This is a genomic window from Acetomicrobium hydrogeniformans ATCC BAA-1850 (assembly GCF_000160455.2).
Taxonomy (GTDB): Bacteria; Synergistota; Synergistia; order Synergistales; family Acetomicrobiaceae; genus Acetomicrobium; species Acetomicrobium thermoterrenum.
Map to the genome: position 1 here is coordinate 199,650 of NZ_ACJX03000001.1, position 22,227 is coordinate 221,876.

At 47.4% G+C, this 22,227-nt stretch carries 23 protein-coding genes, 2 tRNA genes and 1 other RNA gene; 4 read left to right on the forward strand and 22 right to left on the reverse strand.

Annotated elements, in window-relative coordinates; translation table 11 throughout:
* Positions 1-91: 91 nt before the first annotated feature.
* Entirely contained in the window at positions 92-793 is a 702-nt protein-coding gene (locus HMPREF1705_RS01025) for a class I SAM-dependent methyltransferase (RefSeq protein WP_009200571.1), read from the reverse strand.
* A 137-nt stretch (positions 794-930) separates the two neighbouring features.
* Between HMPREF1705_RS01025 and HMPREF1705_RS01030 the strand changes: the two genes are divergently transcribed.
* Together HMPREF1705_RS01030 and HMPREF1705_RS01035 are read left to right on the forward strand one after the other, a co-directional pair.
* On the forward strand, positions 931-2,541 hold the full coding sequence (locus HMPREF1705_RS01030; RefSeq protein ID WP_009200570.1) for a gamma-glutamyltransferase family protein: 1,611 nt from the start codon (positions 931-933) through the stop codon (positions 2,539-2,541).
* A 14-nt stretch (positions 2,542-2,555) separates the two neighbouring features.
* On the forward strand, positions 2,556-3,020 hold the full coding sequence (locus tag HMPREF1705_RS01035) for a pyridoxamine 5'-phosphate oxidase family protein (RefSeq protein ID WP_009200569.1): 465 nt from the start codon (positions 2,556-2,558) through the stop codon (positions 3,018-3,020).
* A gap of 54 nt (positions 3,021-3,074) precedes the next feature.
* On the opposite strand, the gene HMPREF1705_RS01040 is transcribed toward HMPREF1705_RS01035, so the two are convergent.
* The 10 genes from HMPREF1705_RS01040 to hpf form a co-directional block, all read right to left on the reverse strand.
* Positions 3,075-4,502: an RtcB family protein gene (locus HMPREF1705_RS01040; RefSeq protein WP_009200568.1), complete on the reverse strand. Its 1,428-nt coding sequence runs from the start codon at positions 4,500-4,502 to the stop codon at positions 3,075-3,077.
* Between the two features lie 15 nt (positions 4,503-4,517).
* Positions 4,518-4,922: an archease gene (locus HMPREF1705_RS01045; protein ID WP_009200567.1), complete on the reverse strand. Its 405-nt coding sequence runs from the start codon at positions 4,920-4,922 to the stop codon at positions 4,518-4,520.
* Position 4,923: 1 nt separating this feature from the next.
* A complete protein-coding gene (surE, locus tag HMPREF1705_RS01050) occupies positions 4,924-5,703 on the reverse strand; it encodes a 5'/3'-nucleotidase SurE (RefSeq protein ID WP_009200566.1) in 780 nt (259 codons plus the stop codon).
* Positions 5,704-5,737: 34 nt separating this feature from the next.
* The gene (locus HMPREF1705_RS01055; RefSeq protein WP_009200565.1) at positions 5,738-6,340 is read right to left on the reverse strand and encodes a site-2 protease family protein; all 603 of its coding nucleotides are present in this window, start codon (positions 6,338-6,340) and stop codon (positions 5,738-5,740) included.
* 7 nt (positions 6,341-6,347) lie between these two features.
* A complete protein-coding gene (locus tag HMPREF1705_RS01060; protein WP_009200564.1) occupies positions 6,348-8,978 on the reverse strand; it encodes a CBS domain-containing protein in 2,631 nt (876 codons plus the stop codon).
* On the reverse strand, positions 8,975-9,865 hold the full coding sequence (coaE, locus tag HMPREF1705_RS01065) for a dephospho-CoA kinase (RefSeq protein ID WP_009200563.1): 891 nt from the start codon (positions 9,863-9,865) through the stop codon (positions 8,975-8,977). The genes HMPREF1705_RS01060 and coaE overlap by 4 nt, the downstream gene beginning before the upstream one ends.
* On the reverse strand, positions 9,825-11,813 hold the full coding sequence (locus HMPREF1705_RS01070; RefSeq protein ID WP_009200562.1) for an ATP-dependent helicase: 1,989 nt from the start codon (positions 11,811-11,813) through the stop codon (positions 9,825-9,827). The genes coaE and HMPREF1705_RS01070 overlap by 41 nt, the downstream gene beginning before the upstream one ends.
* A gap of 1 nt (position 11,814) precedes the next feature.
* Complete coding sequence (hypB, locus tag HMPREF1705_RS01075) at positions 11,815-12,474, reverse strand: hydrogenase nickel incorporation protein HypB (protein WP_009200561.1); 660 nt, start codon at positions 12,472-12,474, stop codon at positions 11,815-11,817.
* A complete protein-coding gene (gene hypA / locus HMPREF1705_RS01080) occupies positions 12,458-12,820 on the reverse strand; it encodes a hydrogenase maturation nickel metallochaperone HypA (protein ID WP_009200560.1) in 363 nt (120 codons plus the stop codon). The genes hypB and hypA overlap by 17 nt, the downstream gene beginning before the upstream one ends.
* A 93-nt stretch (positions 12,821-12,913) precedes the next feature.
* The gene (gene hpf / locus HMPREF1705_RS01085) at positions 12,914-13,450 is read right to left on the reverse strand and encodes a ribosome hibernation-promoting factor, HPF/YfiA family (protein ID WP_009200559.1); all 537 of its coding nucleotides are present in this window, start codon (positions 13,448-13,450) and stop codon (positions 12,914-12,916) included.
* 169 nt (positions 13,451-13,619) lie between these two features.
* On the opposite strand from hpf, the gene HMPREF1705_RS01090 reads away from it, so the two are divergent.
* A complete protein-coding gene (locus HMPREF1705_RS01090; protein ID WP_009200558.1) occupies positions 13,620-14,813 on the forward strand; it encodes a pyridoxal phosphate-dependent aminotransferase in 1,194 nt (397 codons plus the stop codon).
* Positions 14,814-14,903: 90 nt separating this feature from the next.
* Here the strand turns inward: HMPREF1705_RS01090 and arcC are convergent, their stop codons facing one another.
* From arcC to rpsB, 5 genes are all read right to left on the reverse strand, one after another.
* The gene (gene arcC / locus HMPREF1705_RS01095; RefSeq protein ID WP_009200557.1) at positions 14,904-15,875 is read right to left on the reverse strand and encodes a carbamate kinase; all 972 of its coding nucleotides are present in this window, start codon (positions 15,873-15,875) and stop codon (positions 14,904-14,906) included.
* 178 nt (positions 15,876-16,053) lie between these two features.
* Entirely contained in the window at positions 16,054-16,620 is a 567-nt protein-coding gene (gene frr / locus HMPREF1705_RS01100; protein ID WP_009200556.1) for a ribosome recycling factor, read from the reverse strand.
* Positions 16,607-17,371 (reverse strand): UMP kinase, encoded by a 765-nt coding sequence (pyrH, locus tag HMPREF1705_RS01105; RefSeq protein ID WP_009200555.1) that lies wholly within the window; start codon positions 17,369-17,371, stop codon positions 16,607-16,609. Before pyrH ends, frr begins: the two co-directional genes overlap by 14 nt.
* 76 nt (positions 17,372-17,447) lie before the next feature.
* On the reverse strand, positions 17,448-18,041 hold the full coding sequence (tsf, locus tag HMPREF1705_RS01110) for a translation elongation factor Ts (RefSeq protein WP_009200554.1): 594 nt from the start codon (positions 18,039-18,041) through the stop codon (positions 17,448-17,450).
* Positions 18,042-18,044: 3 nt separating this feature from the next.
* Positions 18,045-18,893 (reverse strand): 30S ribosomal protein S2, encoded by an 849-nt coding sequence (gene rpsB, locus HMPREF1705_RS01115; protein ID WP_040347824.1) that lies wholly within the window; start codon positions 18,891-18,893, stop codon positions 18,045-18,047.
* Between the two features lie 204 nt (positions 18,894-19,097).
* Here rpsB and HMPREF1705_RS01120 point away from each other — a divergent pair, with 204 nt between their 5' ends.
* Positions 19,098-19,406 carry a metal-sensitive transcriptional regulator gene (locus tag HMPREF1705_RS01120; RefSeq protein ID WP_009200552.1) on the forward strand — a complete coding sequence of 103 codons (309 nt, stop codon included), beginning with the start codon at positions 19,098-19,100 and terminating at the stop codon, positions 19,404-19,406.
* 26 nt (positions 19,407-19,432) lie between these two features.
* Here HMPREF1705_RS01120 and ffs read toward each other — a convergent pair.
* The 6 genes from ffs to HMPREF1705_RS01140 all read right to left on the reverse strand — a co-directional run bounded on the left by ffs (position 19,433) and on the right by HMPREF1705_RS01140 (position 22,220).
* Positions 19,433-19,532: signal recognition particle sRNA small type (gene ffs, locus HMPREF1705_RS10560), an RNA gene on the reverse strand.
* 33 nt (positions 19,533-19,565) lie between these two features.
* A tRNA-Ser gene (locus HMPREF1705_RS01125) sits at positions 19,566-19,658 on the reverse strand.
* Between the two features lie 53 nt (positions 19,659-19,711).
* A tRNA-Ser gene (locus tag HMPREF1705_RS01130) sits at positions 19,712-19,804 on the reverse strand.
* A complete protein-coding gene (locus HMPREF1705_RS10565; RefSeq protein WP_071804943.1) occupies positions 19,758-20,267 on the reverse strand; it encodes a nucleoside deaminase in 510 nt (169 codons plus the stop codon). The genes HMPREF1705_RS01130 and HMPREF1705_RS10565 overlap by 47 nt, the downstream gene beginning before the upstream one ends.
* Positions 20,268-20,404: 137 nt before the next feature.
* Complete coding sequence (locus tag HMPREF1705_RS01135; protein ID WP_009200551.1) at positions 20,405-21,706, reverse strand: acetamidase/formamidase family protein; 1,302 nt, start codon at positions 21,704-21,706, stop codon at positions 20,405-20,407.
* Positions 21,707-21,833: 127 nt separating this feature from the next.
* Complete coding sequence (locus HMPREF1705_RS01140) at positions 21,834-22,220, reverse strand: (2Fe-2S)-binding protein (protein ID WP_009200550.1); 387 nt, start codon at positions 22,218-22,220, stop codon at positions 21,834-21,836.
* Between the last annotated feature and the right edge of the window lie 7 nt (positions 22,221-22,227).

The window sequence follows — 22,227 nt, forward strand, 5'->3', positions numbered from 1 at the left end:
CAGGCTTCGCTACAAGCCTGCTGTTTGTTTTTTATTTTCCCATGAAGGACTAAAATCATATCGACATTCAAGCCAGCCTATAAATTTATATTTACTTTAAGGGTTTGTAGGAAAGGGCACATATAAATCCACCGTCCTTCCTTCCCTGTCTTTGCGCTTCCCTTTCGAGCTCCAAAGCTTTTTCCCTATCCTCAAAATTAAAATCAGGCGGAACGAACAAAACCGCCTTGCCCTGAACGTTTTCCCCAGGCATGGCAGCAATAAGCTCATCCAGCGTTCGAAAGTGGGCATGTCTAAAGACGCTTTCAGGATCTTTCTTGGCCTTTTTCTCGTAATACCTGCTCCAGGCGCTTCCTCCTCCAATGAGGCCGATTACCATGCGCCCGCCCGGTTTCAGCACACGATAAATCTCTGATAAGGTTTTCTTTAAATCAGAGGAGAATTCTAAAGCCGAAAGAGAAACAGCTGCATCGAAAGTTTCATCTTCGAAAGGCAGATCGTTTGCGTCGGCACAGCAAAAGTTTATGCAGAGATTTTCCCTCGCTGCCTTCTCTCGAGCCTTAACAAGCATCGCCTCAGAGATATCTATGCCGGTGACCCTTGCCCCCAATTTGGCCAGTTCCAAAGACAGATTCCCGGTACCGCAACCTATGTCCAAAATTTCCATGCCTGATTCGGGTTTTAAAAATTCGTATATTACTGCCTTTTCAATTTTATCCACCAGCATGCCTTTAGGAGTCTTGTACCAGTCATCGTAGGTATCTGCCATTTTGTCGTCAAAAATCTCCGCCAAAACCTTCTCACTCCTTTCTGAATTTGTGCAACGCAGAAGGCAAATAAGCCAAAGAGTAGTATTATTTTATAGTAACACAAAAGGAACATATAACAGTTACAAAATAAATGGACCAATAATAAAGAGGTGAATATCATATGTTGTTTAACCCCTATTCCCATCGTTATCCTTCAAGGCGAAATCTGGTTTTCGCCAAAAAGGGTGTAGTTGCAACAGGACAACCATTGGCAGCCGAGGCTGGTTTGGAGATTATAAAAAAGGGCGGAAATGCAATAGATGCTGCAGTTGCTGCTGCAGCATGTTTAACAGTTGTTGAGCCAACTTCAAACGGCATAGGAGGAGATGCTTTCTGCATCGCCTACGTTAAGGGAAAATTATACGGCCTAAATTCCAGCGGCCCGGCGCCAAAAAATATATCCGCCGAAAAACTGACGAATGAAGGGTACAAAGATATTCCTTCCCTAGGTTGGATCCCCATAACCATACCGGGAGCCCCTGCAGCATGGGCAAAGTTGGTTAAGAGATTTGGAAAACTTCCCCTCCCCGATGTTTTAGCACCCGCCATTAGATATGCCAAGGAGGGTTATCCCATATCCCCAGAGCTATCGGATAATTGGGCAAGACAACTCAATAAGTATCTTATGGCGGCCAAGGAAGAAAAGATATTTAAACACTGGTTCGATGTCTTTGCTCCCAAAGGACGGGCTCCTCTGCCGGGCGAAGTGTGGGGTTGCGAGGAGATGGCGGACACCTTGAGTGAAATTGCAGATACGGAAGCTGCGTCCTTTTACAAAGGACGACTTGCTGAAAAAATTCTGGAATTTTCGAAAACTACAGGCGGATATTTCGAAGTGGAAGACTTCGAGTCCTTCGAACCGGAATGGGTAGATCCGCTGAACATCAATTACAAAGGTTTCGACGTCTGGGAACTGCCTCCTAACGGACAGGGACTGGTCGCACTAGTAGCGCTTAACATCCTCAAAGGCTTCGATCTAACAGATAAAGAGGACCCGAGGTCATATCACCTTCAAATTGAGGCCACGAAACAGGCTTTCGCCGATGGTCTGTCCCTGCTTGGAGATCCAAGACACATCGAAATTCCCCTATTAAAGCTACTTTCCGAAGACTATGCCCGTCAGAGAAGGAGCGAAATAGGAGAGACCGCAAAGATCTACGCATCAGGTATCGCCCCTCACAGCAACACGGTTTACCTGGCTACGGCAGATGAAGAGGGCAACATGGTATCCTACATCCAGAGCAACTACATGGGCTTCGGATCGGGGCTGGTGGTACCGGGAACGGGAATCGCTCTGCATAACAGGGGCCATTGCTTCGTGCTCGATCCAAAACACCCCAATTGCATAGCCCCGGGGAAACGCCCTTATCACACGATAATTCCCGGATTTTTGACAAAGGACGGTTCACCCGTGGGGCCTTTCGGAATTATGGGGGGCTACATGCAACCCCAGGCTCACGTACAAGTATTAGCGAACTTGCTTGACTTTCATTTAAATCCCCAGGAGGCGCTGGACGCACCGCGCTGGCAGTGGATCAAGGATAACATGGTATCTATAGAATACGGGATGCCGGAAAACGTCGCTACAGCATTGTCACGAATGGGACACGACGTGAAAATAGAGTTGGAACATCACCCCTTCGGAAGAGGGCAAATCATTTGGAAGACGGAACATGGTACCTACTGCTGTGCCACAGAACCTCGAACTGACGGACATATTGCTGTCTGGTAAAGAGGAGACCCGCCATGAGGAGAAAGGACCGCGAAATAACGGACCAAAAATGGATAGAGGAAGTTTTAGAGGAAGGGAAAGTTTGTTTTTTGTCGCTTTGTAGGAATAATGAACCGTACATCGTGCCGATGCATTATGCATGGAAAGACGGTTTTCTTTACCTTCACTCAGCCTTAGAAGGCAAAAAGGTAGATATTGCCAGAGAAAACCTTAGAGTTTCTTTTTGCGTAGTTCCTGAATGGAAGATTATCGAGGGACCAAGGCCTTGCGATTGGACAACACATTATCGCAGCGTGATAGGTTCAGGGATCGTTTCATTCATCGAAGACGAAACCGAAAAAAGAAAGGCTCTGACTATCTTCGTTGAACACTTCGCCCACGGGGCCTTCGAGCTTCCAAAGCCCATGTTAGACCGTGTGTTAGTATGGAAAATCAAAGTAGATAGCATTACCGGAAAACAAAATCCCGGCCCTCAATAATCCGATAAAAAAGTGGCAAGGCCAAAAGCAATTAATTTGGCCTTGCAACTTTACTTACCCCTTGATGACGGCCAACGGGCGCAGTCGCGCAACTTTTCTGCTAATTCCTGCTTTCTCTACGACATCGACTACGCGAGAAACGTCCTTATAGGCTTCGGGGATTTCTTCCCTTACAGTTCCTATCGTCTCGGCCATGACTTTTATGCCTCTGTCTTCCAACCGTTTCAAAATAGTGTCCGCCTTCTCGGACTTCATAGCAGCCTTTCTGCTCAAAACCCTTCCGGCGCCATGGCATGTCGAGGCAAAACACTCTTCCATCCCTCGTTTGGTCCCGACAAGGATGTAGCTTTCCGTACCCATACTGCCGGGAATTATCACTGGCTGACCGACCTGTCTATATTTTTCGGGCAATGAAGGATGACCCGGAGGAAACGCCCTTGTTGCTCCCTTCCTGTGGACACACACATCGGCCTGCTTTCCCTCCACATCGTGTTTTTCGATATGGGCCATGTTATGACTTACGTCGTACAGAAGTTTCAAATCGGACTTGGGGAAAAAGTCGCCAAATACTTCCCTTACCAGATGCCCTATTATCTCCCTGTTGGCCAAAGCGTAGTTTGCGGCAGCCTGCATCGCTCCCAGGTATTGTTTTGCTTCCTCCGATTTCAAGGGGGCACAACACAGCTGTCTGTCTGGAACGCTTATGCCGTATTTATTCATGGCTCTAAGCATCACTTTTATGTAGTCATCGCAAACCTGGTGCCCCAACCCGCGGCTTCCGCAATGGATCATCACGGTTACTTGTCCCGGGTTTAAGCCGAATTGCCTGGCTACGTTTTCATCGTAAATTTCATCTATAACCTGTATTTCCAGAAAGTGGTTCCCGCTTCCCAAAGTGCCGAGCTGAGGCTTGCCCCTTTCAATGGCCTTTTTGGAGACTGCATCGGGGTTTGCATGGGGCAAGGTACCTCTTTCTTCAATACATTCGAGGTCTTCGCTCCTTCCGTAGCCCTTCTTAACTGCCCAAAGTGCGCCTTTGGCAAGCACCGAAAGAAGCTCTGTTTCGCTGATCTTCAAAGCCCCTTTTGATCCCACTCCGCTGGGTACCCTGGAAAACAGTGCAGCCGTTAACTCATCTATGCAGGATGCCACTTCTTTCTCCTCGATAAATGTCAACATAACCCTCACGCCGCAGGATATGTCGTAGCCAACTCCCCCCGGAGATATGATTCCTTCATTCAATGAAAAGGCAGCAACTCCACCGATGGGAAAGCCATATCCCCAGTGAACGTCGGGCATAGCGAAGCTATGCTTTAAAATGCCGGGCAGACATGCGACATTGGCTATTTGAGTCAGAGCGCCCTCCTTTTCAAGGTTTTGAATTATGTAGGAATCTCCATATATCAAACCGGTTACCTTCATTCCGATCTTGAAGTCCCTTTCCAACACCCACCTGACAGGATCTATTTGCTTTAACGCCACGGGAATTCACCTCCTTTACAGGTCAAGATATACCCTTAACCTCCATGGCGGGCCTTCCGAAATTTCCGCACCGCCGTAAGTCACAGCCTTGACAGCTCTTGCGGGGCTTGGCGCGATATGCAGGTTACCTTTTGCGAGCAGGCGGGCTCTTTTTGGGTCAACTTCGATTGTTTCGGGAGAAAACACCTTCTCCTTTGTATCGTAAATATACAAAAGCTCGTTTAACCAGGAAACGAAAAGCTCCAGTAAATCCATACATTCCAATTCAACGGTGTGTTCTTCAACAGACCTCACTAAAGAAACCTCGCCAAACATGAATGCATAAAACGCCCGTGCCGCTTCTGTGACTAGGTCTTCAACGGAAGAGGCGGTTATTTCCAGACCGGCGTCTGCCGTATGAGGCAGCTCCACCCAAGGCACTTTATAATGAAACCTCCTCGAGTCCGTCGCTTTTCAATTTCATGAGGGAAGGATAGTGCGTCATATCCAAATGAACGGGCGTTACGGAGACGTAGCCGTTGGCTACGGCCCAAACGTCAGTTCCTTCTATCAGCTGATCCGTTGGTTTGCCCGCTATCCAATAGTATATCCTGCCGTGGGGATCTCGCAGTTTACTTACCTTTCCTTCGTATATCCTCAAACCCTTTTTTGTGACTTTTATGCCGGAGATATGATTTATTTCCACGTCCGGTATGTTTACGTTTAAAAGCAATCCTTTATCAAGGGGATGATTCTTAAGCCATCCCATTATCTTAGCTGCGATGATGCCCGCAGTGTTAAAATGAGCACCCGCTTCATCATCGCAATCCAGCGAAAAAGCGACCGAAGGACGCCCCAGCACAACACCCTCCATTGCCGCCGATACTGTTCCGGAATAGGTGAGGTCATCACCGAGGTTGGGGCCAATATTTATCCCTGAACACACAATCTCAACCGAAGGGTCGAGCTCTTCAAGCCCCAATACTACGCTGTCCGATGGAGTCCCGTTGCAGGCGTAAACCGCGACCCCCTCTGGATAGGGGCCGTTGCCTATCTGCCATAGCCTTAAAGGACGATGCAAAGTTATGGCGTGGCCTACACTGCTGTGTTGTCTTTCAGGGGCGACCACGATGACTTCATGACCCGCACCTTTTAAATGTGTTGCCAGGGCAATTATCCCGGGCGACAGAACTCCGTCATCGTTTGTGACTAATATTCTCATATTTGACCTCTCTGCAGATTATTTTTTGCCTTCATCACAGCATTATTCTAAATATCGCCATGGTCACAGGCGCCATTACTGCCTGGACAACTCCAAGCATCACAAGAATCAGAATCAAAAAAATACCGTATCGCTCAAGGTAGAAATATACGTTCATAGCCTTTGGAGGCAAAAGGACATAAAGTATCCTCGAGCCATCGAGAGGGGGAATTGGAAGCAAATTGAACACCGCCAATCCCACATTTATCATAATCATAAGCAGTATGAACCTCGAAAGGGCGATATTTGATAAAAATATAGCGGGAAATATCCTGACCAGAAGAGCACAAACCACAGCTGTGATCAAATTGCCGACAGCACCCGCAAGCGATACTAGAACCAAATCCCTCCTGGGATTACTGAAGTTTCTCGTGCTTATCGGCACAGGCTTCGCCCATCCGAAACGAAATATGAGCAGCATCAAAGCCCCTATGGGGTCCAGATGCGCCAAGGGGTTTAACGTAAGACGCCCCGATCGTAAGGCGGTGTCATCCCCCAATCTATAGGCCACATAACCATGACAATATTCATGAAAAGTAATAGCCCACAAAACTGCAGGCAAACTCAAAATAAGATCTACCCAATTTGGAAAACCCATCACATCCCTATCCTTTCTTTAAAACGTACAAAGGGTAATGCTTTTTAATCCATCTTATTTCATCTTCTCTGGTTTCCACCTCGCCACGAAGACGAGCCCTTAAAAGTTCGTCTAAAATCTTTCCAATTAAGGCCCCTTTCGGGTAACCTAACTCTATCAAATCTCTTCCCATAAGTATAGGGTGTATCCGATGAAGTCTAGTCAAAAAGAGCAATATCCTCCTCCTGACTCGCCACTGCTCCGTAGCGGCAGCCCAAAACAACGCCGTAACGTATGGAACGTCCTCCAGGAAAAAGTAAATTTCCTCATGGCTTCTTATTACCCGCCCCCCAACGGCATTTTCAGCAGTTCCGAGATCGTTTAAAGCCCTTTCGACGGCCTCTCTGTCTGGTTTGGACAGGTGCAGTTTATCGATCGTAGCTTCCTGTACCCATTCCGCTGAGGAAAAAAGCACCGCCGCCAAAAATGCCAACCACACCTTATCGCCCATGTCGGGCAAATCGTAGTGGATTCGTCTCAAAAAGAAGGATAACCTTCGAATAACCCGCAAACAATTACGATCGATCTTAATTCCAGGAAATAATGCTTCAAAGATCCCAAGATGGACCATCTCAAGGACGATGGGATACGCTCTTTCTTCCAGAAAAATCAACTTTAGCTCGTTTTTAACCCTTGTTCCGGAAAGGAGAGCCAATAAACCTCCTTTAATGGCGCTTTTGATCAGCCTGACGGTGTTGTCTTCAAATTCGAAACCCAACCTGTGCTTCAATCTCAGACCCCTTAAAACACGCGTTGGGTCTTCCACAAAACTTAAATTATGCAATACGCGCAACTGCCTTTTTTGAAGATCGCGTCTTCCTCCGAAATAGTCTATAAGAGTCCCCCATGATGTTCCGTTGATGGATATTGCCATTGAATTGACAGTAAAATCCCTCCTGTACAGGTCGTGTTTCAAGCTATCGCCGACGACCTTGGGCAAAGCAACGGGATATTCGTAAAACTCCCTGCGAGCAGTGGCTACATCTATCTTTCTGCCTCCGGGAAACACTATTGTGCCTGTTCTGTACCGCTCATGCACCGCCACTCTGCATCCGTCTGCTTCCCATGACTTGATAAAAGAAAGGGCGTCCCCTTCTATAACTATGTCCAAATCTTGGTTTTCCTTGCCAAGCAACAAATCCCTCACGAAGCCGCCTACGACATATGCTTTGAGCGACATTTCCTCGGCTCGCCGACCCAACCTTCGCAGAGTCTGAGTGATCCATGGCGAAAGCCTCTGAGCCATCAACTCCGAAACGTCCTCTGTCCAGGGCAATGCCGACCCTAAAGACTTTTCTTCGGCGGGAACGGAAACGGGGTAAAGAGCACGGAGCATATCCGTCCTCGTTACGATACCAACGAGCGATCCGTTTTCTTTTACGGGCAAACGCCCTATATTATGAAAGACCATCAATCTGTGGGCTTCAGAAATGGATGCTCCCGGATGAACGGTAATGACACCTTCGGTCATGAATTCCCTTACTTCGACGGTCCCAAATCCGTGAAGGTGAGCTTTGTCCAGGTCTTTTCGCGTTATTATTCCAACAAGATTTCCATCTCGAACGATGGGCATTCCCGAATGACCATAACGAATCATGAGCTTATATGCTTCGTCAACTTGAAGGTCTGGGTTGATAGCCATTACCGGACTGGTCATCACCTTGGCCACAGTTAACAGGGGCCTTATCTCGTCGGCCAACCGCCTTTCGATTTCCTCGACGAGGACAAAGGGATCTCTGCGCGTGAGCGTAACCGACGCAGCTTGAGGATGTCCTCCTCCTCCCCATCTCACCAAAAAGTCGGCCACGTTTAATACTTCTTCTCTGCTTCGTGCTACTATGTATGTTCTTTGACCCATTGAAACTACAGCTATGGCCACATCGGCATCGAAATAGTCGCGCAGTCGATGAACGAACAAAGAAAGCCCTTCAACATATTGAGATGAATTTAAAGCAGATAAGACCACTTTTGCCCCGTTTATATATCTTTCCCAAGAATTGTCTATGAGTTCGCTCAATAAATGTTTTTCTGCAGAGTTTAAGGACTGCTCCACGAATATGGGAATTTGCGTCATGTCGGCTCCCAGTTCGCGAAGGGTGGCGATGATCTCGTAATCCTTTCTGCATGTACCTCCGAAGGTAAGCGCCCCTGAATCTTCATATATCCCCATTGCATAAAGTGTAGCCTCTTGAGGAAGTATGGTAATGCCGCGCTCTAAAAGGATTTCCACGAGCAAAGTTGTACAGGCGCCAAGAGTTTCCGTCCTGGCAAAGGAAGCTGGAAGCTCATCCAACACATCACCAGGGTGATGATCGTAGACGTGAATGATAACGTCCTTTTTTCCTACGAGAGAGGCAAAGGGTCCTATGCGGGACACCGAGCGTGTGTCTACTACGATCAACGTCGTTACTTCGTCCATATTGACCTTTCTGGGTGTTAAGACTTTGTATCTGCTTTGATAGCGTTTCAAAAAATCTCTTACGTTCCTCGATGCGGAACCTGAAAAACAGGGAACCGCACCGGGATACAGCTTCGTAGCAGCTATCATGCTGGCTAGAGAATCGAAGTCCGCTCCGATGTGAGTGGTGATTACCTTCAAATATCCAAAACCTCCCTAAGCCATAATAAAGCCGTGCCGTTCATCCACTTCAAAGGATGAACTAATATCACGGGAGTCTCGTAGCTATGTTTTTCGAGGATAGTATTTTTCAGGGCATGTAATTTGCATTGTAGGGATTTAAACTTCAACTCCCATTCGCCCTCCTGCTCAAACTTTCCCTGCCACACATAGATGCTCTTTACGGGGCAGATGTTGACGCAAGCAGCAAGCTTCCTGTCGATACACGCCCTTGCTATCTCTTCGGCCTCGCTTTCGCTTCCGCACGTGAGGGAAACCAGAATGGGATAAGCGAGGTTCAAAAGAAGCTCCCCCAAGTCTTCAACCTTTGCCCTCAATGTTTTGAGATCTCCTTCGTTTTCTATTACCCAATCGGATCTCTTCTTCTTTTCATCGGCGGGCAAAAGCCACCTCTCCCTCAGGGCTAGGGTCTCTTCGTCCAAACCTCTCGCGGCGTTTCTTCTAGCGCGCAACTCCTTGGGCGCCGTAACGTATATGACGAAATCGATCCAGTCGGGCCTACCGACTTCAAATAACAGAGGTATCTCAAAAACCTTGAGTCCCTCGCCACCCACGAGCTCCCTTTCCATTTCAGCCATGACCAAAGGATGAATGAGGTCGCAAAGCCACTTGTACTCACTGTCGTTCAAGAAGGCCTTGGATGCAATGACATTGGGTAAAACGCGACCCTCCTCATCCAATATTTCCTTCCCCCAGCGATTGCATGCTTGCTCTATAATTTCTGGCTTTGTCCATATCTGTCTTACAATCCGATCAGCCTCCACTATCTCTGCTCCCATTCTCTGAAGGAGGCTGCAAACTGTGCTTTTACCAGCTCCAATGTCTCCTGTTAGACCTACGACCAACATTGATCGGCACCTCTTCTTCCTCTAAAGTCAAATCGTAAACCACCTTGTTTCTATCCGGTATTTCCTCCAAGAACCTCGAGAAGGCATTGTACTGCAAGTTTCCGAACAACATCCTCCTTTGCGCACCAGTCAGATAAAGTTTTTCCATGGCGCGAGTCATTCCAACGTAACACAATCTCCTCTCCTCTTCGAGCTCAGAATCGCTCATCTTCGCCCTGGAGTGGGGGAAAATATTTTCTTCCATTCCGACAAGAAAGACGACGGGAAACTCCAAGCCCTTTGCAGCATGTAGAGTGAGGAGATTGACCCTGCTTCCGGAAGTCTCGTCGACGTCTGCATCGGAATAAAGGGCGATAACTGAAAGAAATTTGGCCAGATCGCCTCCTTCGACGTTTACCGAGAGCAACTCGTAAATATTTTCTGACCTGGACTCCCAATCTTCAGGATATTGCTCTCTCAAAAAGAGCCCGTACCCCATTTCCTCCATGATATAGCTGATAACGTCTGCTACGTCACCCGAACGAGACAAAATTTGGATCATGTGTCCGGCCAGCTCTCTGGCGCCAGCTTTTGCCTTGCCCTTTAGGGGCAAAGCATCGGAACTGTGAACTTCCTCCCACAAAGGGAGGGGATCCTCATGGCCTGAAGAGATGCTTGCTATCGATTTCTCGAAAGCCTCTAAACTCTTTGCTCCAAGCCCTCTGGAGGGGACGTTTCCGATCCTGTGCAGCGCTGCCGCGTCCCAGGGATTAACCGCAAGCCTCATGAAAGACAATACATCCTTTACTTCTTTTCTTTCATAGAAAGATACTCCCTTAACTATTTTATAGGGAATTCCTCTATTCATAAGATCCTGCTCGTAGCTTCTGCTCATTGCATTGATTCTATAAAGAACGGCGATGTCGTCAAAAGAATAGCCGGAACGACATAGCTTTCTTATTTCGTCGGCAATGAATTGAGCCTCCATGCGATCGGTATTTGCCAGGTATACTGTCACGGGTGTTCCCTGTTGATTGGCCGTCCAAAGGTCCTTCGGCCTTCTTTCGATATTGTTTTTTATTACGGCGTTTGCAGCGTCCAAAATCATGCCCGTCGAGCGGTAGTTCTGATCGAGGGTGATGACTTTGGCTCCCGGGAAATCACGTTCAAAATTCATTATTATGGACATATCGGCTCCTCGCCATCCGTAAATGGACTGGTCCGGATCCCCTACGACCATGATGTTGCCCGATTTGGCCAGTAGTTCGATAAGTTTATACTGCGGCGTATTTACGTCTTGATATTCATCGACCAGCACCCATTTAAATCTGGCACGTTCTTTTAGTAGAACGTTTTTGTTAGTAGTAAGCAAGTGAAGAGGAAGAAGAAGTAAGTCATCGAAATCGAGCGCTCCCTGCCTTTTGAGCTCTTTGTTATAGGCATCGTAAAATTCACGCCATCTTGCCTCCAGTGTCGCATTGGGCGAAAGAGTCTTGGGGTCGGCGCTTGCCTTCGCTTTGGAGATCATGTTCATCAAAAAAGATGCGTCAAAGCGTTTTTTATCGATGTTAAAATCCTTCATCAGCCTTTCCACGAGCTTTTGCGAGTCTCCTCTGTCGAATACGCTAAAGGGAACCCTTATGCCCGCTTCACCGACTTCTTTTGTATATCTGTAGAGGAACTCAACACCATAGGAATGAAAAGTCGAAATGTGCAAATTATTAATATCCGACCCCAACAGAGCCCATACCCTTTCTTTCATTTCCCTTGCCGCCTTGTTGGTAAAAGTAACGGCAAGGATCTGCCAAGGTTGAGCCAGGCCGCTGGCGACCAGATAGGCGAATTTATAGGTCAGCACTCTGGTCTTTCCACTTCCGGCGCCAGCTAAAACCAAAAGAGGGCCTTTCGTATATAAAACAGCCTCCCTCTGTCTTGGGTTCAATTGGGAAAGAAGTTGTTCAGTCTGCAACTTAATTTCCCCTTATATCTTTTAACCAATCCTCGATAGCTCCGATCAAATCGTCCAATCCTTTCCCCTCGATGACCGCAAGCTCGAATCTATCGGCACCGGGGTTCAACTTTTGCACGTCCCGCCAAAAGGCAGACCGGTCGAATGTTATGTAGGGCAATACATCCACCTTTGTTAGAAGCACTGCCCTAGCCTGATGAAAAAGCGAGGGATATTTAAGTGGTTTGTCGTCACCCTCAGGGACGCTTGAAATGGCCATCTTGAAGGTCTCTCCGAGATCGAACTCCGCAGGACAAACTAGATTGCCAACGTTCTCCACAAAGAGTACGTCGATGTCATCTATGGGAATATCCCGCAGGGCCTTTCTTACCAAATTGGCTTCCAGATGACATCCTCCCTGTGTGTTTATCTGCACGACCGGCGTTCCGGTGACCGCTATGCGCTCAGCATCCCTGGAAGTAGCGACATCGCCTTCGATAACTGCGCATCTCAAATTCAGTTTGGGCAATAACTTCTCTAGCAACGTCGTCTTGCCCGACCCGGGTGAGCCTATCATATTAATCATCAATACGCCCTTCTGTTTCATCATGCTTCTTATAAAAGAAGCATGCTCCTCGTCAGCTGCCATGACGGATTTCTTAACGTTAACAAGTCTTGGCATGTTTCATTTCCACCTCCAGGTTCGTCAATTCCAGCTCCATTCCGTTTAAAAGGTTGACATTTATGGAGGAGCATTTTGGACACATGCCCAAAAATTCTCTATCGCTCCAAAGATAACCGCATTCGTCGCATTTGATCAGCAAAGGTATTTCATCAATTTCCAAAAGGGCATTTTCCATTATGGTGCCCTTTGACGCCACATCGAAGCAAAACTTCAGTATATCCGGCACAATCTGGCGCATAGCTCCGACTTTAAGGCGTATTCGTGTGACGGCCTCCCAATCCTCATCTTGCGACATCTTGATTATCTGCTCCATCAACGCCTCTACAATCGACATTTCATGCATATGACAACACCTACAGATCTGATTTTATACCAAAATTAAAGGGGCTGATCGCCCCTTTTGGTCTAAACTCGAAGGGTGTGTTTCAACTTCATTTTAAGCTTCGGGCTCGATCAAGCCATAGCCTCCATTTTTCCTTTTGTAAACAACGTTGATTAATCCCGTATCGGCGTTCTTAAAGACGAAAAAGTCGTGTCCGAGCAAATTCATCTGCAATGTCGCCTCTTCAGGGGTCATCGCCTTAACGGGAACTCTCTTCCTTCTTTCGAAGAGTATCTTCTCTTCATCTTCGGCATACGTTTCGAGAGATTCTATCCCAAAAGAGATGTCATGGGTTTTCATCTGCACCCTGTCTTGAAGGTAAGATTTGTGGCGTTTAATCTGCCGCTCGATGTTCTTCAAAGCCTTATCAAAGGCTTTGCGCATATCGGGAGCATGCTCTTCTCCTCTCATTATAACGCCATTGACGTTAGAGGTGATCTCAACGACATGCATTCCTCTGGTATAGCTAACGACGACTTGAGTATCGAGTATACGATCGAAGAACTTTTCCAGCTTTGACAGTTTCGACTCCATATACTCTTTTGATGTATCCGAAATCTGAACATTACGCGTGACGAACCTTATATCCATCAATATCGCCTCCCGTCATTTCCGGTACATTGGTAAACCTATTCTACCATGCCTGAGTCTTTTCCTCGAGCTTTAAAAGGGATATTATCTTAATTATAATTTGATTTTTATTCCTTTTAATGCATTATAATATATCATAAAAGCACGCATTTTCAGGAGGGATACTTCAATGAAGTTTTCGACACGGGCTAAGAACATGGAGGCTTCTGCCACACTGGCTATAAGCGGAAAGGCAAAGGCGATGAAGCGCGAGGGAAAACCTGTCATATCATTCGGTGCCGGTGAACCGGACTTCACTTCACCAAAAGCAGCCTTAGACGCAGCCAAGGATGCTATAGTCAGAGGAGAAACTCACTACACTCCGGCTACGGGAATACCCGAACTGAAAGAAGAAGTCGCCAAATATTACGAAAGGCGTTTTGGGCTCAAGTATAAATTCAACAAAGAAGTGATCATTGGTTCAGGGGCAAAACCGCTCATTTACGAGACTTTGGGGTGCCTTGTCGATCCGGGAGACGAGGTTTTGGTCTTTGCTCCTGCTTGGGTAAGTTATGTGGAACAAATAAAGTTATGCGACGGCAAACCTGTGATCATAGACACAACAAAGTCAGGCTTCCTGCCGGATCCGTCGGCCATAGAGGCGAGCATAACGTCAAATACAAAGGGCATGTTGATCAATACTCCCTCTAATCCGGTGGGCGTCGTCTATCCCGAGGATGGGCTTTCGAAAATCGCCGATATCGCCATAAAACATGATTTATGGATAATTTACGACGAAATTTACGAGAGGTTGGTATACGACGGCCAAGAACACATAAACATCGTTTCTCTAAGACCTGAACTTCGCGATCGTACAATTTTAATAAACGGAGCAAGCAAAGCCTTCGCCATGACGGGCTGGAGGATCGGCTATGCCCTGGGTCCGGAGGAGGCGATGGGGAAAATAGGAGATTTTCAGGGACATCTCACCTCAAATCCATCATCTATTGCCCAATGGGCTGCAGTTGGAGCGTTGAGGGGAGCAGACGAAGACGTCAAGAGGATGCACGGCGCCTTCGACGAAAGAAGAAGAAAAATGATTTCACTACTGAAGGAAATACCCGACATATCCTTTGTAGAGCCAAAAGGGGCCTTCTATGTTTTTGTAGATATAAGGAATTGCCTGGGCAAGACCTACGAGGGCAAGATAATTGACAGTGATATAAAGTTTTGCGAGCTGGCTTTGGAAAACAAATACATAGCTATAGTCCCAGGAAGCGCCTTTTTAACTTCCGGTTTCGTCAGGTTTTCCTACGCCAACTCCATGGAGGAAATAGAGGAAGGCATCAAGCGCTTCAAGGAAATGGTTGAGGCCCTAAAGTAGGCAAAGCTTTTTATCGATCGTCCCATATATAAACAAAGGCAGGACTAAAAAGCCCTGCCTTTTTTGTTTATAATATTAAAGTTATTTATTTTACCGGCAGCATATTTTTTCCTTGACGGGAACCACCTGCGTACCCGTCTTGCCCTCAAGGGCTTCCAGAGCAGAATCGAGCTTTGCGATGATCGCTCTCTTTCCGCCGTTTTCTACGAATCGGAGGGCAGCCTTAACCTTCGGCCCCATACTTCCCGCCTTAAAGTGCCCCTCTGCCTCGTATGCCCTAAGCTCCTCGGGAGTTACAACGTCGAGCCACTTCTCATCGGGCTTCTTGTAATTTATGGCAACTTTGGGAACATCTGTGAGTATCATGAATATGTCAGCTCCGACTTCCTGGGCAAGCCTTTCTCCGGCAAGATCCTTGTCGATGACTGCCTCTACGCCGCGGTAAGTGCCGTCTTCGTCTTTAATTACGGGAATGCCGCCGCCACCGCATGCTATCACTAAATATCTCTCATCGGAGAGATGTTTAATGACCTCTCCTTCGACAATTTTCTTAGGATCCGGGGAAGGGACTACGCGCCTCCATCCTCTTCCGGAATCTTCTATCCATATTTCGTTTTTTCCGCTCATTCTCTTTTTGGCCTCTTCGGCTGTGTAGAAGGGTCCTACCGGCTTCGTGGGTTTAGCAAAGGCAGGATCGTTGGGATCAACTTCCACCTGCGTCACCATACAACATGGTTGCCAATCATTCAGGCTCTTCCCGAGCATGCAATTCCTTAGGGCCTGGCACAACATATAGCCAATCATACCTTGGCTTTCGGCTCCACAGACATCCATTGGCATTGACGGTACCAAACCGCTTCCTAATTCATTCTGTATCAGGATCGCCCCCACTTGTGGCCCGTTCCCGTGGGTGACAACGACTTCATATCCTGCTTCCAGCATCCTCACTATCTGCCTTGCCGTTGCCATGACGTTTTCCATCTGTTCTTCAAAGGTGCCTTTTTGCCCGCTCTGGAGAATTGCGTTTCCCCCTAAGGCGACTACCACTTTTTCTGCCATCATGAACCCTCCATTGCCCAATGGTTTTAAATACTGTCACGATAGGACGCAAACATTATACTCCCTCTGGGGTTTTTGTCCATCGGTCATTTAAAAAAAATAAACTAATATGAGCGATAGGGTTATATCCGCTCATATTAGTTTTTAGCACTCTGCACGTTGGGAATGACAAATAATGTGATTAGCCCTCTAAAATTTCCTTTTCTTTCTCTTCCAATGCCTTATTTACCATTTCGATGTACTCATTTGTGATTTCCTGTATCTCATCCTGCAATCGCCTTAATTCGTCTTCGCTGATTTCGCTGTCCTTTTCCTGCTTTTTTAATTCATCCAGCACGTCGCGCCTTATGTTTCTTATAGCTACCCTGGCTTCTTCTGCATATTTTTTGACCAATCGCGACAGTTCGACTCTTCTTTCTTTAGTCAGTTCCGGCAGGGTGATTCGTATATTTTCGCCGTCGACCTGGGGCATGACGCCCAATTGCGAAGCCTGAATAGCCTTTTCGACGGCTTTGATGGCAGTTTTATCCCAAAGGGAAATTAAAATCTGGCGCGGTTCAGGGATAGAGATCGTTCCCATCTGTTTTATTGGCGTTTGAGCTCCATAGTAATCGACTTTGATGTTTTCTACCAGCGCCGGATGGGCTCTCCCCGCCCTGATGCCCGTCATCTCTGCCTTAAAATGCTCTACAGCTTTTTTCATAGATTCCCTCATATCTTTTAAAATTGCCTTTTTATCCACAACCATAGCCGCTACTCCCCCTTTTTGTCGATACTAAAGTCCCTATTGGCTCTCCGTCTATCAATAGCCTTTTTAGGTTTCTCTCTTGAAGTATATCAAAAACTATTATGGGGATTGAATTTTCCATGCAAAGCGAAAAGGCCGTAGCGTCCATGACCTTCAGCTGTTTGCTCAATGCCTCAAGGTATGTGACAAAGTTGAGTTTTTTCGCATCTTCGAATTTCATAGGATCTTTATCGTATATTCCGTCGACCTTTGTAGCTTTTAGCAGACAATCTGCTCCTATCTCCGCTGCTCGAAGGGAGGCGGCTGTGTCGGTGGAAAAATAGGGGGATCCCGTCCCGGCAGCGAAAATCACGACTCGCCCCTTCTCCAGGTGTCTTAACGCCCGTCTTCGAATGAAAGGCTCTGCAATCTCCTGCATTACAACAGCAGTTTGAACTCTCGTGGGCAAGCCCAGACGCTCCAAATTGTCCTGAAGTGCAAGGGCATTTATAACTGTAGCTAACATGCCCATATAGTCGGCCTGCGGCCTGTCCATCCCCATTGCGACAGCCTGAGTGCCGCGGAGTATGTTTCCGCCGCCCACCACCATCGCAATTTGAACCCCCTGTTGAGCAACTTCCAGTATTTCTTTGCAAATTTTAGAGACGGCATCGAAATCGATACCAAAGGGCTTATCCCCGGCCAACACCTCGCCGGATAACTTTAGCAATACGCGCTTGTATCTAAAATTACCGTCTTCCAAGCCAATCAATCCTCCAGCGTTCGAACTTCATTTTTTAAATTAAAGAGGGGTCAGGAAATCCCAACCCCTCACCATACTCGCCTAACTAATCTTTTATCGCGAATCGGGCGAACCTTCTTACAACGATATTTTCACCCAACTTCGCTATTGCTTCCGTAATGATATCCTTTATCTTCTTATCGGGATCCCTGATCCAAGCCTGTTCGAGCAGACAGGCAGTTTCGTAAAATTTCTGAACGCGCCCCTCGGCTATCTTTTCTACTATGTGCTGAGGCTTACCCTCTTCCAAGGCCTGTTTGCGGTAAATCTCCTTTTCTCGCTCCAAATCCTCGGCAGGGACATCCTCGGGCGAGATATACGAAGGCGCTGCAGCAGCTATATGCATCGCTATCTCTTTGCCCAAGGTCTGAAATTCATCGGTCCTGGCGACGAAGTCGGTCTCGCAATTCAGCTCAAGCAAGGTACCAATTTTACCGGTCATGTGTATGTAGCTGAATATAAGCCCCTCGGTGGCAGCCCTTCCCGCTTTTTTCGCTGCCTTGGCAATTCCCTTCTCGCGCAAATAATCTATAGCCTTCTCTACATCTCCATTGCATTCTTCCAGGGCTTTTTTACAATCAAGGACGCCGGCACCCGTGCGCTCCCTTAACTCTTTGACAAGTGTTGTATCGACAGCCATTTCTTATTCCTCCTTCCAACCTTTTCGCTCTTCAAGCTCCTCTTCGACCAATTCTTCTTCAACTTCTCCGTATACTTCGTGCAACTTTTCCCTGACCTCGATATCATCCGACGACTCGCCCTCTTCGGAGCCCTCCAGTTCCGCTTCCTTTTGTCCGCCCATGCTGTCTACGCCCTGACGTCCCTCTATCACAGCATCGGCCATCAATGAAGTGATCAATCTAATAGCACGGATGGCATCGTCATTTCCCGGTATGGGAAAATCGATCAGGGTAGGATCGCAGTTTGTGTCTACTACGGATATTATGGGAATGTAGAGTTTCCTCGCTTCGGCTACAGCAATATATTCCCTACGAGGGTCGATCACGAATAAAGCGTCCGGCAAATCCCTCATATTCCTAATTCCGCCCAGATATTTTTCAAGGCGCTCCTTTTCCTTGCGAAGCTTAATAACTTCTTTCTTGGGATATTTTTGGAATTCTCCCTTTTCTTCCATCTCCTGAAGTTCGATCATTCGCCTTACTCGTTTGGACAGGGTAGAGAAATTGGTCAGAAGTCCGCCCAGCCATCTTTGATTGATGTAAAACTGGCCGCAACGTTCCGCTTCCTCTTTAATTGTCTCCTGTGCCTGACGTTTGGTGCCCACAAAAAGCACCGTGCCTCCGCCTTTGGAGACCTCTCTGAGAAAATCGTAGGCTCTTTCAATAGCCCTAACGGTCTTTTGCAGATCTATAATGTATATGCCGTTGCGCTCTGCAAAGATGTAGGGCTTCATCTTCGGATCCCATCTTCGAGTCTGATGCCCGAAGTGAACTCCGCATTCCAAAAGTTGCTTCATTGAAACTACTGACAAGCTAATCCCTCCCATGGTTTTTATCTTCCATAGCCTTCGACCGAGCCGGAACCAAAATGGCACCCCCGGCGTCGTCCAGCTATGTGCTTTATAAGCCACAGGCGAGTATAGCATATAAGGCATTTGGCCTTCAAGCGCCAGATATGTTAAAATACGTACAAGAGGGTATTTTTACGAATGTAGCACAGCAAAGGAGGATTTGTCATGGCAAAAAAGCTAACCGAACACATCGACGACCTTCCGGAGGAACGCAAGGCAATTATAAACAGGCTCCGGAGAATAGAAGGACAGTTACGAGGAATCCAGCGAATGATCATCGAAGAAAAACCGTGCGTGGAGGTATTGACACAATTATCTGCTGCGAGAAACGCTATGCAGCAGGCTTGCGTCGAGATTATTAAGAAGAATATGTACAAGTGCATTAGAGAAAGCACGAACACAGATAAAAATATCGAGGAATTAGAAAAGCTTGTCAGCGCACTCATAAACTTGGCCCCATCAACCAATTCCTAACCAGTCAAAGACAAGCGGCCCTCCGACAAAACCCAGCTTATCCATGGCGCCCGATGTTCACTGCTTACCGTTGCTCCCTTCCGGGCCTGGCGGGGTTCGCAGGACACCGCCGCATGGAACTGAATTTTGCGGAGGACCGCAACCTTCCCTGATATATTATGGCGGAGAGGGTGGGATTTGAACCCACGAAGCGGTTTTTTGCCGCTTACTCGCTCTCCAGGCGAGCGCCTTCGACCCCTCGGCCACCTCTCCACTCGATTCGGACATCGCGATTATATCACATATTCCGTGAACTGTTTATAAAATGGCGGAGAGAGTGGGATTTGAACCCACGAGGCGGCTCATCACCGCCTAGTCGATTTCGAGTCGACCGCCTTCGACCGCTCGGCCATCTCTCCTCCTGTTTCGCAACATCAAGAAAAAGTTATCTAATATTTTCTTGCAATCGGCTGCAAGTATGCCGCCTTCTATCTCGCACCGCCACGGGAGCCTTTTGTCTTCAAGTACTCTATAAAGCGATCTACAGGCTCCGGCTCTTGGATCTCTAGCGCCAAAGAAGACCTTCTTTATTCTGGCCTGCAAAGCTGCGCCTGCACACATCAAGCATGGCTCCAGCGTCACATATAAATTGCATTTGCTAAAATCTCCCTTGGACAAAATGCCAGCCGCTTCTTTAATAGCCACGATCTCCGCGTGCGCTGTAGGATCACCATCGCGTTCCCTGATATTATGGGCCCTTGCAACTATTGCGCCATCCAGCTCTATCAAAGCCCCTACGGGAATCTCTCCCTCGTCGAAGGCTCTTTTGGCCTCCTCGAGGGCAATCCTCATAAACTTCTCTTGAATCGATCGATCCCGCATTTGTCAGCCACACTTCCTAACACGAGCATAGCGGCGACGCTATAGAAAGATACCACGACCTTTTTGAATCGTCAACTTCGACGAAAGCGGTCCGGCTGCATATTTGAATTTTAAGGCACGTTGAAGGGGACGGATCTTTAATCGCAAAACCAATCTTTATATTGCGATGAAACTACGTCCCAGAGGTTCAGTTTTTCCAGGATCTGCCGAGGGACAAGCATAGATACCTGAACGACTCCCGGAAGCCGCCCGATCTCGACCTGACCTGTAATGGTACATCTGTTCTTGATCTCCGGTAAGGAAAGACCGGTTAAAGAGGACATTCTCTCAAGACCATTATCGCAAGCTTCGTTCAGGTTCTTGCCGGTACCCACTATCATAATAGGCAACGCTTCGCTTTCCAGTTCAAAGCCATACAAGCTTGCGATCTGTTTTGCTTTGCATAAAACCCTCTCGCTTCGCTTCGAAACGATCGCCGGGAGATCACATGCTCTAGGTAAAACAATAGGACCCTCCACGGAAAGTCCCTTTATCACCTTGACTTCCAATACCACTTCAGCCGTTACATCAGTGGTGTGGCCAGCAATCTCGCCATCCCCCATCATGGCATGAACATCCCCAACGTATACACCTCCTCCCTTCACCTTAACGGGAGCTATTACGACCGAACCTTCTACAACTTCGTTAATATCCATGTGCCCATCGGTGCGCATATTAAGCTGCTCCTCAGTAAGGGCGTACTCGTGTGGAGCACCGACAAGAAAGCTTCCAAAGTCGCCGGCGTTGTGAGATGAAGGCATTGCCACAGCAGGGCATGTGCCAAGATTTCCGACCATTGGACGGAGGGGTGTTATTAGCCCGGGCAGATCGCCCCTTGCCATAATATTTGCAGAATATTGCCTCGACTCGGGTGGCAGGGCGCTGAAATGAGCAGCATCGCAGGCAATTTCTCTAGCCACTTCAGAAGGAACGGTAACCGCAACCTCCCTTTCATCATCCATAAGTATGGTGTATGTATTGCCATAAAGGAAGGGATGAATAGGGGCTTTACACTTCTTACAGCGTATGGCATCCTCGCCAATTCCCTCTACGTATGTCTCAGGATTTACTGTACCGCAGGAGGGACATTTCTTAGCCACAAAAGGATCGCCAACGAAGTGCCCTTCCTGCGGAACGTCAGTACCTGATGTTGTAGCCAGAGAAAGCACGTTGATCTTTCTCACTTTAATTATTATGGCATCACCGACCTCGGCTCCCTCAACTTCGATGGGACGCGTAACCTCGTGTCCGCTCGGATAATCCGGCGTTATCATAGCACCCCAACAACCAGGGCTAACCCTGGCCACAATTATGCCGCCATCTTTAACAGGTCCTGCAAAGGGTTTGCTAGGATCTAACACCCAAACCATTTCTTTAGTATTAACAATAGCATTCGCCATTTGTCCCGACCTCCCCCTTATTTTTTAATTATTTTATCATCCGAACCTAGTTATGGACAAGCAATAATTTTAGGGATACCTAATCTTTATTCCTCCCTTAACCGCACTCTCGCAAACCTGACAGGCTTTATCGGCAAGAAGGGGGCGAGGACCCAAAGTACCAAGGATTTTCGTTGAGCAGCGACTTAACAGCCATTATCATTCCGGGAGTACAGAAACCACATTGAACTGCATCGTTTTCAATAAATGCCTGCTGGATGACATCTAACTCTCCGTTTGTTTGCAAACCTTCGACAGTCGTAACCTCGTGCCCGTCGACTTGAAAGGCCAAAACGGTACAGGAAGTTACAGCCTTTCCGTCCAACAAAACCGTACAAGTGCCACATTCTCCTTCGCTGCAACCTTCTTTTACGCTCGTCAGTCCTAAACTTCTCAAAAGGTCGATCAATCGCATCCTTGGGTTTACATCAATGCACTTAATCTTTCCGTTAATCTTGATTTCGATATTCACCATGTACTTC

What these genes read in the sequence shown, in the direction of transcription:
- HMPREF1705_RS01140 (WP_009200550.1), bottom strand. Translation starts at nt 22,220, where the DNA reads ATGGTGAATATCGAAATCAAGATTAACGGAAAGATTAAGTGCATTGAT.
- tsf (WP_009200554.1), bottom strand. Translation starts at nt 18,041, where the DNA reads ATGGCTGTCGATACAACACTTGTCAAAGAGTTAAGGGAGCGCACGGGT.
- hpf (WP_009200559.1), bottom strand. Translation starts at nt 13,450, where the DNA reads ATGGATATAAGGTTCGTCACGCGTAATGTTCAGATTTCGGATACATCA.
- HMPREF1705_RS01135 (WP_009200551.1), bottom strand. Translation starts at nt 21,706, where the DNA reads ATGGCGAATGCTATTGTTAATACTAAAGAAATGGTTTGGGTGTTAGAT.
- HMPREF1705_RS01055 (WP_009200565.1), bottom strand. Translation starts at nt 6,340, where the DNA reads ATGGGTTTTCCAAATTGGGTAGATCTTATTTTGAGTTTGCCTGCAGTT.
- HMPREF1705_RS01030 (WP_009200570.1), top strand. Translation starts at nt 931, where the DNA reads ATGTTGTTTAACCCCTATTCCCATCGTTATCCTTCAAGGCGAAATCTG.
- HMPREF1705_RS10565 (WP_071804943.1), bottom strand. Translation starts at nt 20,267, where the DNA reads ATGCGGGATCGATCGATTCAAGAGAAGTTTATGAGGATTGCCCTCGAG.
- HMPREF1705_RS01120 (WP_009200552.1), top strand. Translation starts at nt 19,098, where the DNA reads ATGGCAAAAAAGCTAACCGAACACATCGACGACCTTCCGGAGGAACGC.
- HMPREF1705_RS01035 (WP_009200569.1), top strand. Translation starts at nt 2,556, where the DNA reads ATGAGGAGAAAGGACCGCGAAATAACGGACCAAAAATGGATAGAGGAA.
- HMPREF1705_RS01090 (WP_009200558.1), top strand. Translation starts at nt 13,620, where the DNA reads ATGAAGTTTTCGACACGGGCTAAGAACATGGAGGCTTCTGCCACACTG.
- surE (WP_009200566.1), bottom strand. Translation starts at nt 5,703, where the DNA reads ATGAGAATATTAGTCACAAACGATGACGGAGTTCTGTCGCCCGGGATA.
- frr (WP_009200556.1), bottom strand. Translation starts at nt 16,620, where the DNA reads ATGGTTGTGGATAAAAAGGCAATTTTAAAAGATATGAGGGAATCTATG.
- hypB (WP_009200561.1), bottom strand. Translation starts at nt 12,474, where the DNA reads ATGCCAAGACTTGTTAACGTTAAGAAATCCGTCATGGCAGCTGACGAG.
- arcC (WP_009200557.1), bottom strand. Translation starts at nt 15,875, where the DNA reads ATGATGGCAGAAAAAGTGGTAGTCGCCTTAGGGGGAAACGCAATTCTC.
- hypA (WP_009200560.1), bottom strand. Translation starts at nt 12,820, where the DNA reads ATGCATGAAATGTCGATTGTAGAGGCGTTGATGGAGCAGATAATCAAG.
- coaE (WP_009200563.1), bottom strand. Translation starts at nt 9,865, where the DNA reads ATGTTGGTCGTAGGTCTAACAGGAGACATTGGAGCTGGTAAAAGCACA.